Here is a 9,999-nt window from a genome sequence, read left to right as displayed (position 1 = left end):
CCCCTGGAGCAGGAGTGGCCGGACGGGCGGTCGCGGTGTCAGGAACCCGCGAGCAGGTCCCGCAGCAGGGCGACGGTGTCGGCGTCCAGGTCCCGGCCGGTCCGGCGGCTGAGGGCGTCCAACCGGTTGACTGCGCGCAGGAGTTGGTCCCGGGCGCCGGCCGAGGCGTAGGCGTAGAAGAGGTCCCGGTGCAGCAGTTCGACGTCCGGGGCGACGGCGAGGCCGCGGAAGACGGCGGCCTCGGCGCTGCGGTGGTCGCCGTACTGCAGGCGGCGGGCGGCCAGTTCGTGGGCCGTGTCGACGATCGCCGCGATCATGTCCTGCCGCTCGGCCTCGGCCCAGCCGTACGAGGCCGGCGGGGCCTCGGCGAACGGCGCGCCGCGGACCAGGGCCAGGGCGTGGGCGAGGGCCGCGTCGGCGGTGGCGCTGGTGCTGCGCATCCCGCGCCGGTAGAGGCCGCGGAACTCGTCCCAGTCGCAGGTGACCGCCGGGGCGAAGGAGTAGCCCTCGGTGCCCTCGGTGGGCAGGAAGGCGCGGCCCTCCGGCGAGGTGCCGAACCAGGCGGCCAGGTCGGCGAGTTTGGCCGGCAGCGGGCTCTCGGTGCCGGCCGCGGTGGGGTGCGGGTCGAGGTGCGCCGCGCCGGGGTGCAGGTCGTGGTCGAGCGCGTGCCGGTCGGACCCGGGGCGCAGCGCCAGGTAGACGGCCAGTTCGGTGAGCCGGGGCAGCGCGCCGGGTGCGGCGGCGCCGAGGACTCCCGCGACGTCCACCGGGCCGAGCAGCCGGATCCGGGGGGCGTTGCGGGGGGCGTGCGCCTCCGGGGAGCGGAGGATGGCGAGCAGGTCGTCGCTGTCGCTGCGGCCGGGCGTCGTCCGGGCGACCGGGGCGACGGCGGCGGGGCCGGGCTCGACGGCGGACTCGGACCGCGCCGCACCGACGGCCTCCGCGGCTTCGACGGCCTCCGCGGTCTCCACGGTCCCGGCAGGCCCGGTCCCGAGGGCGACGGCGGCCTCGGGAGCGGCGGCGGGAACGGGCTCGGTCGACGGCGCCACGCCCTCGGCCGTCTTCGCCCCGGCCGTCTTCGCCCCGGTCGGTTCCGCCACCGCCGGCTCCGCCACGACGGGCTGAGGCACGACCGGCTGGACGGCGAGCACGACCGTCGCCGTGGACTCCGAGCCGATGTCCCCCGGCCCGGCCGTCCCCTCGTCCTCCGGCAGGCCCGGCCGCCGCAGGTCGCGGGTGGTCTCGTCGGTCGCCGCCTGCCGTCCCTGCCCGTTGACGGCGAACCGCGCCGGGCCGGCCGGAGCCGGGGCGGGCGCCGAAGCCGGTGCGGGACTCGACGCCGCGGGCGGCAGCGCGGCAGGCGTCGGAGCGGGCGCCACCGGATCGGTGCCCGCGAACGGGCTGGCGCCGGTGCCGATGACCCGGGCGAGCAGCCGGGGGCCGGCGGCCGCGCCCTCCTCCGCTCCACCGGTCGAAGCCCCACCGTTCGAAGCCCCACCGTTCGAAGCCCCGCCGACGGAAGGCCCGCCAGCCGAAGCCCCACCGACCGAAGCCCCGCCGGCCGAAGCCCCACCGACCGCAGCCGCGGCAGCCGGCGCCCCGCCGACCGAAGCCCCGATGGCCGGGACCGCCACGGCGGCCGATGCCCCGACGGCGGCCAGCACCGGTACGGCGGCGGGCAGTTCGGTGGTGTCGGTGTCGTCCTCCGGCCCGTCCAGTGTCCAGGCCGGGGCCGGGTGCTGGGTGGTGTCGTCGGCGACCCGGAGCAGCTCGGCGACCTGGTCGTACTGCCGGTCGCTGAGCCGCTGCAGCTCGACCGTGAGGTGCAGGCCCGGGATCGCGGCCTGGCCGGAGGCCGGCAGGGTCCAGCGGGCGACCGGGCCGGTGCCGCGCTCGGGGGCACGGGTGATGACGGCGACGCAGGTGCGCGGACGGGCGTCGAGCAGGCGTCCGAGCTCGGCCGGGACGTCCCCGCCGGGCTGGTGGGCGCAGAGCACGATCTCGGGCGTCCAGGACTCGTCGGCCTGACCCCGGCTGCGGGCCTCGCGCGGGCTGGTGGCCTCGGCCGCGACCAGGGTGGCGCGGGCCTTGGCGGTGCGCGGGCCGAGAGCGGCGAGCGCGGCCTCCAGGGTGGCGTGGCGGTGCACCCGTTCGGCGGCCGGGCCGCTGATCGGCACCTCCTCGGCGAGGTCCACCAGGTGCAGGTGGAGCCGGTCGGCGAGCGGGCTGTGGGCCAGTTCGACGGCGAGGGTGCGCAGCACGTCGCGGGCGTCGTCCGGGTGGCCGGACAGGTGGAGCAGTCGGACGGCCTCCAGGTCGGCGAGGACCACCGAGCCGTCCGGCGAGGTGCCGAGGGTGACCAGCGCGGGGTACGGCGCGGCGGTCTTCCGGGCCTGGCCGGGGCTGAGCAGGTCGCCCGAGTCGGCGCCGCACCACCAAACGTTGGCGGCGTGCGCGGCGCGGAACGGCGCGATCGGGGTGGCCGGTCCGGACAGGTGCAGTTCGATGGTCCGGTCCGGGGTGATCCGGGCGGCGACGATGGCGGGAAGCCGCTTGCCGCCGCGCACGGTGTTGCGGGCCAGGGTGCGCAGGGAGCGGTCCAGCAGGTCCAGTCCGGCCTGGTCCTGCCGGGCCATCAGCTCGTTCTCGAAGGCGGCGGCCTCGGCCTCGGGCATCGCGATGCGGTGCCGGGGGCGGCGGGCGCGCTGCTGGGTGCCGCGCTTGTGGGCGACGGCGCCGACCATGACCGCCGCGAGCAGGACGCCGACGGTGGAGGCCGAGAGGGCGACGGTGTAGTCGTCGCTGGGGGCCGGGTCGGCGTGTGCGGCGGGGGCGGGCGCGTGGGCCGGCGCGTGCGTGGGCGCGGGCGCCGGGGCCGACTGCGGCGCGCCCGGTGCGGGAGCACCCGGCGCCGGAGCCTGGTCGGCGGGGGCCGGCGCGGGGGCCGGGGCCTGGTCGGCCGGAGCCTGATCAGCGGGAGCCGGTGCGGGCGCCGGTGCGGCATCCCCCGCCCCCGGAACGGTGAGCACCATCCCCGGCACCACCACGTCCGGGTCGGTCAGCTGCTCCCCGTCCGGGGCCTGCGCCCCCTTGTTCGCCTCGAACAGCTTCGGCCACTGCTCCCCGTCCCCCAGCTCCCGCTGGGCGATGGCCGACAGGCTCTCCCCGGCCTGGACGGTGACGGTCCGCTGGCCACCGGACCCGGCCGCACCGCCCGTACCGCCCGCGCCACCGGGCCCACCGGCCTCCGTCCCGGACTGCGGAGCGCTCTGCGGCGTCCCCTGCGGCGCGCCCTGCGCCGCGTCGCCCGAGGGGGCCGGAGCGGGCGGCGCCGGCGTCCTCGCCTCGTCCGGCTTGGCGTCCGCCGGCATCAGCAGCTCCCAGCCGGGCTGGATCGGCCGGTCGGCGTCGAAGCGGATGCCCGAATCGCCCATCACCCGGCCGTCGTTGAGCTTGGCGATCTCCACCCATCGTTCCCCCGAGCCCAGTTGGCGCTCGGCGATGGACCACAGGCTGTCGGCCGGACGGGCGTCCCGGACGGTGTAGGTGCTCTGCTGCTCGGCGGCCGGGGTCAGGGCCGGCGCGGCCTGCGCGGCGGGCAGTGCGGCGCGCTGCACGCCCGGCGTCAACTGCGCCTGGACGGCCGGGGTGTGGTTCGGCTCGGGGACGGCCGCGAAGGCCGAGCCGGCCACCGGGAGCAGGGCGAGCACCGAGCCGACCAGCCCGGCCGCGAGCCGCTGGCTCCAGCCGAAGGCCGGGATGCGGCGGGCGATCCGGCCGCGCAGCTGGGCCGGGATCTCCAGCAGGACGGAGAGCGCGAAGCAGGCCCAGGCGATCCAGCCGACCACCACCAGCGCCCACAGGAACAGGCTTCCGTCGTCCGGACTGGTGAGCGCCTCGCCCACCCCGCCCGAGGCGACCTCGCCCATCCCGGCGACCGCGTCGGTGCCGTACAGCAGCAGCGCGGGGACGCCGAACAGCAGCGCGAGCAGGGCGACCAGCGCGCCGAGCGCGGTGGCCACGGCGCGGCCGCGGCCACGGGGTGGTCGGGGCGCCGGGGCGGCGGGCCTTCGGGCACCGCCGGCTCGATGGGACGTCCCGGCCCGGCCGTTGGGGGCCTGGCCGTTTCGGGCCTGGGCGGTACGGGCCTGGTCCTTGGCACGTGGCGCGGCCATCAGTCGGTCTCCGCTTTCTCGACTCCGTGGACGAGGGTCGCACTGCCCTTGCCCGTTACCTTCCGTTCCCCGAGGGCGCCCAGCAGGACCGGGCGGTAGTCGGCCTGCACGGTGACGGTGACGACCTTGCCGTCGCCGGAGAACTCGATGCCGCCCGCCCGCAGGCCGTACAGGCCCAGGTAGGCGTCGGCGGCGTCCCGCACGTACTTCTCCTGGACCTTGAAGCCCTTCCCCTGCAGGACGGCCGCCCGGTCGAGCTGCTGGCCGCCGACCCGCGCGGCCTCCAGGGCGTAGGCGTCGGTCCGCTCGGCGACCCGCAGCCGGCCGCCGGCGTCGATCACCAGGGCGATGACGAGCACGACGTAGGCCGCGCAGATCGCCACGAAGAGGGCCACCGCGCCCCGGTCGGACCGGCGCGCCGACAGCCGTCGCCGCAGACGGCTCACCACTTCCGTCCCCTCCCCCCACTTCGCACGACGCTCTCCCCACCGGCCCCCACCGGGCGCCACTCGGTACCGTTCCGCCATCCCCCGAGCGCTCTCCGCTTGCGTCTCCCCCGCACGGGCCGTCTCCAATCCCCTGTCTTTCCGGTGACGGCGCCGCGCGCTGTCATGTGCCCCGGTAACGGTCCACCACCGAAGTGAACTCGCCGACGAGGTGCTTCGTCACGGGTATCCCGGACGGTCCGCCGAGCAGATCGGCCAGCTCCACGTCGCAGACCACCGTGACGGTGACGGTGGTGACCGGTCCGCCGGGCAGGTTCAGCTCCCCCTTGCCGACCCGCACGTCGCCGTTGCGGCACCACACGCCCTGCTGGCGCAGCGTCGCGAGGGCGGAGTCCCTGGCCGGCTGGTCCATCCCGTCCACGCTGCGCTGCAGGGAGGCGGTCCGGGCCCCGGCCCGGGCGGCGGCCTCCACGGTGCCGGCCGTGGTCTGCACCCGTCCGGCGGCGACGGCCAGCAGGACCAGCCCGACCACCCCGGGCACGACGATCGCCGCCTCGATCGCGATCCCGCCCCGGTCCGGCCTGCGCGGTCGCGACCGGAGCCGCGACCACCGCCGTGGGCCCGGCGCCCGCAGCGCGTCCGTCACGGCGTCACCGCCGGCGGTACGAAGCGCTCGCGCGGCGCCTCGGCGAACTGGGTGATGTCGGGCGCCTTGAGCCCGGGTATCAGCAGCGGCGGGGTCAACCGGACGGTGACCCGGATGGTCTGCGCCGTGCTGCCGTCGGTCCGCACCGTGTACCCGTGCACGCCCTGCCGGTCGAGGAAGTCGCGGGCCTGCCGCTGGGCCGCCTCGTTCTTCTCGCCGTCCGTCGCGCTGCCCTGCACCCGTCCGGCGTCCACGCCCTCGCGGGCGGCCGTGAGCGCGACCTGCCGGTCGTACCACCACAGCGCGGCCTGGACGACGAGCAGCACGAGCAGCAGGACGACCGGGAAGACGATGGCGAGGCTAAGGCTCATCGACCCCCGGTCGCTCCTGCGACGGAGAGCGGCACGCATCACGGGGTGGCGCCGCCCGCGCCGCCCGCGCCGCCCGCTCCCGGCATGTTCGGGTCCTGCTCGACCTTCTTGACGACCTTGTCCTTCAGCAGGTAGAGCGCGGTCGCCACGGCGCCCGCGACGAAGACCAACGCGATGATGGCGAGGGCGAGTTCGATGCTGATCGCGCCGCGGTCGCCGCGCGCGCGAGCGGCCCGCAGCCGGCCGAGCCGCAGGGTGAACAGCAGGAGTGCGAACTGGACCGGTAGCAGGACGGGGCGCAGCACCCGGCCTGCCAGCTGGACGAGTCGTACGGTCATCGGGTTTCTCCCGGGGGGACGTGGCGGTGTGGTGTGGTGTCGGCTGCTGTGGGGCGGAGGTCAGTTGAGCATCTGGTGCAGCGCGGGGAAGACGATCAGGACGGTCATCAGCAGGGTGAGGGCGGCCCCGGGCGCGACCATCCGCTCGCTGTCGGCGTTCGCCCGGGCGAGGTCCTCGGCGAGCAGTTCCCCGCGCAGGCCCTTGGCCCGGGCCCGCAGGGTGTCGTACACGGCGGCGCCGTCGTTGCCGGACAGCCGCATGATGTCGGCCACGTCCTGGAGCGGGCTGAGCCCCAACTCCTCGGCCAGCGCGTCGAGTCCGGCCCACGGCGGGAGCCGGTCGGTGGCCGCGCGCTCCAGCGCGTCGCGGATCCGCCGGAACACCGCGCCCCGCCCGACCGAGGCGGCCCGGCGCAGCGCCTCGGCGGGGCCGCAGTCGGCGGCCCGCTCCATCGCGACGAGTTCCAGGTAGGCGGCGATGCCGTGCAGGTACTCGGTGCGCGCCTCCTTGGCCTCGCCGCGCACGACGGCGTCCGGGACGAACCAGAGCAGTCCGGCCAGCAGCGGCCCGGCGACCAGCGGCAGGGCGAACGGCAGGCCGACGCCCATCAGCACGGCCATCGCGCCCAGGTAGGCGGGCAGCATCAGGCCGAGCGCGGCGAACAGCAGCTTGTGCACCATGAACCGGGCCGGGGTGCGGCCGATCAGGGCGAGTTCGCGGCGCGGGACGGAGACCCCGCGCAGGTGGACGGACCGCTCGCCGATCCGGTCGTACCAGCGGGGCCGCTCGTCCGGGTCCTGCTCGCGGTCGGCGGGGGTGGCGTGCAGCCGGTCCAGCGCCTGGCGCAGGTCCGGTGGCGCCGGCCGCAGTTCGGCGACCAGGAGGGCGAGGCCGCCGGCCGCGGCGGCGCCGGCCAGCACGGACCAGGGGGAGATCATCGGACCTCCCCGAGCTGCTCGGCCGGCTCCGGCTCGGTCGGCGCGGCGGTGGTCCGCCACCCGCTCCTGCTGCGCCGGTCGGGCGTCAGCAGCCGGGGCACCGGCGGGTGGGAGGCCAGCGCCCGCATCCAGGCGATGATCGCCACGAACAGGGCGGCGACCACGGCGAGCACCACCTGGCCGAGGAAGGTCCCGTACGGCCGGGTGTACTCGGTGTTGAAGGAGCCGACGGTGACGACCAGCACGATGATGCCGACCAGCCAGCGGATGGTGGTCCGGTGCTTGGCCCGGTCGGCCTCGATGGCGCGGCGCTGGCGGACCTCCTCGCGCACCGAGTCGGCCATGTCGGAGAGCGTGCGGGCCAGGCCGGGGCCGCTGTCACCGGCCCGCAGCACGAGCGCGGCGAGCACCTTGTCGGCGGTGGCGTCGGCGAGGCTGTCGGCGAAGGCGCGCAGCGCCTCCTCGGGCCGCCAGCGGGCCTGCAGCCGGGCGGCCAGCTCGCCGATCTCGTCCTCCAGGGCGGCCGGGGCGGTGCGCCGGCTGGTGACGATGGCCTGGTTGAGGCCGACGCCGAGCAGCAGCACGTCGGCGATCCGCTGGGTCCACTCGGAGAGCGCCTCCAGCCGCTCGATCCGGTGGGTGTCCGGGCGGGTGGTGTCGAACAGCCAGGGCAGGCCGAAGACGGCCAGCGGCACCAGCAGCGCGGTCAGCGGGATGCCGGTGAACAGCCAGGCCAGCGGCGCGCCGGCGAGCGCCAGCGGCAGCTGGACGCGGCGCAGCCGGACCATCCGGTGCCCGGCCGTCCCGGGGGCGCCGTACCAGAAGACGTGGAGCCGGCCGGCCAGCGGGTTGACCGCCCGCTCGGCCGCGTCCTCGTCGCCGGGCTCGCCGCCGCGGGCCCAGAGCGCCAGGGCGACCAGGCCGCCCGCGACCGCCAGCCCGCACAGGGCGAAGAGCAGCATCACCGGGTGCCACCGCCGATCCGCAGCTGCAGCGGGGTGGCCCAACTCCCGTACCGGGAGCCGAGCAGCGAGGCGTCGAAGCCGGCCCGGCGCAGGTCGTCCAGGCACTGCGGCGGGGTGTGCGGGACGGCCCGCGGCTCGCCGAGGTCCGGCCGGGGGCCGAAGACGGTGTTCAGCGCGGGCCGGCCGCTCTCCCCGAGGCCGGTGACCTCCAGGACGTGGGAGACGAAGCGGTGCCGGCGGCCGCCGACGGCGGTCTCGTCGACCATGGTGACGTGCACGATGAGGTCCAGGGCGTTGGCGGTGAGCCGGTAGGCGAGTGAGTCGGTCATGTGCGAGCCGTACTCCAGGCAGAGTTCGGCGATGCGGTCGACGACCATGTGCGGGCCGCGGGCGTGCAGGGTGCACATCGAGCCGCCCTCGCCGTTGGTCATCACCCGCAGCATCGGGACGACCTCGCCGGAGCGGACCTCCCCGACGATGATCCGGGAGAGCGTCATGCGCAGCGCGGCCGGGATGAGGTCGCCGAGGGTCAACTCCCCGGCCAGCCGCCCCTCGACGCGCTCGCCGTTGCCCTCGCGGGCCTCCATCGGGACGACCTGGCGCAGGTGGCCGAGGGTGTGCAGCCAGAGTTCGAACTCCGACTCCAGGGTGCCGATCCGCTCGTCCGGCGGGATCTCGGCGGCCATCGCGCGCAGCAGGCTGGTCTTGCCGACGCCCTGGGTGCCGGTGATCATCACGTTCTTCCGGGCCCGGATCGCGGCGGCCAGGAAGGCCGCCAAGGTGGAGTCCAGGGTGCCGAGTTCGACCATCTCGGGGAGCGTCGCGGAGGCCACCCGGTGGCGCCGGATCGCCACGTACGGGCGGGGCGTCACCTCGGTGAGCGCCTGGAGACGCATGCCGCCCTCCAGGCGCAGCGCGAGGGTCGGGCTGGCGGTGGAGAGGCTGCGCTCGCCGCCGCCGTGCTGGCGGGCCAGGTCCTGGAGCAGTTCGACGAGTTCGGCGTCGCTGTCGGCCACCGGCGGTACCTGGCGCAGGGGTTGGTGCACCTTGGAGACCCAGACGTCGTCGCAACCGTTGATCAGGATGTTCTCGATCTCCGGGTCGTCCAGGTAGGGCTGGAGCCGGCCGGCCCGGAACAGCAGGTCGAAGACGGCCTCGGCGAGGGCGCGGTCCTGCTCCCGGGTGGGCGGGATGCCGTGGGTCTGGGCGTACGCGTCGGACCACCGGGCGACGGCCTCCTCGATCAGCGCCCGGCCACGCTGGCGGCGGGTGGCGCGGTCCGGCTCGGAGCCGGAGGAGAGTGTCAACCGGGTGATCTGCTGGTGCAGTTCGGCCGCGACCTGGCGCTTGAGCTCGCGGGCGACCTGCGGGTCGACGGCGGGCCGGGTGGCGGCGCCGCGCAGGTCCAGCGAGGGCAGCTGGGAGGGCACGGCGGTGGGCCCGGCGGCCGCACCGGGCGGGACGGGCTGCGGCGCGACGGGCTGCGCCGTACCGGGCTGGGGCGCGACCGGGCCGGGCTGGTACCCGTGCGCCGGGGCGACCGGGCCGGGCACCGGCCCGCTCCAGGGCAGCGCGGCCGGATCGGCGGTGGGACGCTGGTGCAGGGGGCTACCGCGCACGGAGCACCTCCCCGGGATCGTGCGGGTACGGCCCGTTCACCTGGTCCTGACGGTCCGTCACCAACGGCTGCTGGAGCTGGTACTGGTCGTCCGGCTCGCCGTACGGGGCGGACTGGACGTGCGCCGGGAACGGCGCCGGCGCGGCCGGCTGCGGCGCCAGCCCGGCCAGCGGCGCCACCGGTCCGGTGGTGATCACCGGCGGGACGGGCTGCGGCGGGGCGTACGAGGGCTGCTCGCCCTCGGCCGTCCCGTAGCCGGAGCGGCCGGGCCCGGGCCGGCCGTGGGCCGCCGCACCGTACGGGCCCTGCGCGTGCGGGGCCTGCGTGTACGGGGTCTGCGAGTGCGGGCCCTGCGGGTACGGGGTCTGCGAGTGCGGGCCCTGCGGGTACGGGGTCTGGCCGTGACCGCCCTGCCCGTACGCCGGCTGCCCGTACGGCCCCGGCGCGGGCGCGGGCACCGACGGCTGCGGCGCCATCGGCACGGGCGGGGTCGGTATCGGC

8 protein-coding genes and 1 pseudogene are annotated in these 9,999 nt (G+C 76.7%); all 9 read right to left on the bottom strand.

The features are described 5' to 3' along the window. Positions 1 to 38: 38 nt before the first annotated feature. On the bottom strand, positions 39 to 4,175 hold the full coding sequence (locus tag ACFU6K_RS19440) for a LysM peptidoglycan-binding domain-containing protein (RefSeq protein WP_380664593.1): 4,137 nt from the start codon (positions 4,173 to 4,175) through the stop codon (positions 39 to 41). Beyond that, on the bottom strand, positions 4,175 to 4,624 hold the full coding sequence (locus ACFU6K_RS19435) for a hypothetical protein (protein ID WP_380664591.1): 450 nt from the start codon (positions 4,622 to 4,624) through the stop codon (positions 4,175 to 4,177). Before ACFU6K_RS19435 ends, ACFU6K_RS19440 begins: the two co-directional genes overlap by 1 nt. 160 nt (positions 4,625 to 4,784) lie before the next feature. Further along, the gene (locus ACFU6K_RS19430; protein ID WP_380664589.1) at positions 4,785 to 5,267 is read right to left on the bottom strand and encodes a TadE/TadG family type IV pilus assembly protein; all 483 of its coding nucleotides are present in this window, start codon (positions 5,265 to 5,267) and stop codon (positions 4,785 to 4,787) included. Further along, positions 5,264 to 5,638 carry a TadE/TadG family type IV pilus assembly protein gene (locus tag ACFU6K_RS19425; RefSeq protein ID WP_380664587.1) on the bottom strand — a complete coding sequence of 125 codons (375 nt, stop codon included), beginning with the start codon at positions 5,636 to 5,638 and terminating at the stop codon, positions 5,264 to 5,266. Before ACFU6K_RS19425 ends, ACFU6K_RS19430 begins: the two co-directional genes overlap by 4 nt. Positions 5,639 to 5,676: 38 nt before the next feature. Further along, positions 5,677 to 5,976, bottom strand: coding sequence for a hypothetical protein (locus tag ACFU6K_RS19420; protein ID WP_380664585.1), 300 nt, complete (start codon positions 5,974 to 5,976; stop codon positions 5,677 to 5,679). Between the two features lie 60 nt (positions 5,977 to 6,036). Next, the gene (locus ACFU6K_RS19415; protein WP_380664582.1) at positions 6,037 to 6,915 is read right to left on the bottom strand and encodes a hypothetical protein; all 879 of its coding nucleotides are present in this window, start codon (positions 6,913 to 6,915) and stop codon (positions 6,037 to 6,039) included. After that, the gene (locus ACFU6K_RS19410) at positions 6,912 to 7,877 is read right to left on the bottom strand and encodes a type II secretion system F family protein (protein WP_380664580.1); all 966 of its coding nucleotides are present in this window, start codon (positions 7,875 to 7,877) and stop codon (positions 6,912 to 6,914) included. Before ACFU6K_RS19410 ends, ACFU6K_RS19415 begins: the two co-directional genes overlap by 4 nt. Further along, a complete protein-coding gene (locus ACFU6K_RS19405) occupies positions 7,877 to 9,499 on the bottom strand; it encodes a CpaF family protein (RefSeq protein WP_380664578.1) in 1,623 nt (540 codons plus the stop codon). Before ACFU6K_RS19405 ends, ACFU6K_RS19410 begins: the two co-directional genes overlap by 1 nt. Beyond that, positions 9,489 to 9,999: pseudogene (locus tag ACFU6K_RS19400) on the bottom strand (hypothetical protein); the annotation flags it as partial. The gene ACFU6K_RS19405 and the pseudogene ACFU6K_RS19400, both read right to left, overlap by 11 nt.

The organism is Kitasatospora sp. NPDC057512 (assembly GCF_042802135.1).
In the GTDB taxonomy this organism is placed as follows: Bacteria; Actinomycetota; Actinomycetes; order Streptomycetales; family Streptomycetaceae; genus Kitasatospora.
The sequence above is the reverse complement of the archived record's forward strand: the minus strand, read 5'-3'. Positions and strand labels throughout refer to the sequence as shown.